Source organism: Streptomyces sp. B1866, from assembly GCF_031932565.1.
In the GTDB taxonomy this organism is placed as follows: Bacteria; Actinomycetota; Actinomycetes; order Streptomycetales; family Streptomycetaceae; genus Streptomyces.
In genome coordinates this window covers 1-438 of record NZ_JAVSCF010000621.1, presented here as the reverse complement: position 1 = coordinate 438, position 438 = coordinate 1, and the positions used below count along the sequence as shown (strand labels likewise).

Here is a 438-nt window from a genome sequence, read left to right as displayed (position 1 = left end):
GCCGACGATCGCCAGCGGCTCGCTCGCCCGGTCCTCGTACTCCCGCAGCCGCGCCCGGGTCTCGTTCAGATCGACGGCCATCCGCTTCAGGTACCGGACGAGCTTTTCCTGCTGCGGATCGGTGCTTTCAGCGCTCATGTTCATTTTCCCCGTCATGCCTCGCCGAACTCGGCGTCGATCAACTGGAAGACCTCGTCGGCGGTGGTGGCCGCTTCGATCCGTTCGCTCGTGTTCTGTCCGCCGTCGGTGATGGCGGCCAGGAGGGCGCGGAGCTGGCCTGCCACGCGCTGCTGCTCACTGGCCGTGATCTCGGCGAGCATGCCTTCGAGCTTCTTCAGTTCCTGGTCGATGAGCGGTTCCGCCGCGTCGGCGCCCAGTTCGGACAGGAGCAGCCGCGTGATGGCCAGCGGTGTCGGGTGGTCGAAGACCAGGGTGGCG

The 438-nt window shown here is 67.1% G+C and carries 2 protein-coding genes; both read right to left on the bottom strand.

The features are described from left to right. Positions 1-138 (bottom strand): polyketide synthase docking domain-containing protein (locus RKE29_RS30920; RefSeq protein ID WP_369016077.1); only part of this gene is annotated, 138 nt, incomplete at its 3' end. Between the two features lie 14 nt (positions 139-152). Continuing rightward, positions 153-438, bottom strand: a 286-nt coding sequence (locus tag RKE29_RS30480) for a hypothetical protein (protein ID WP_312008919.1), incomplete at its 5' end; no start/stop codon positions are given.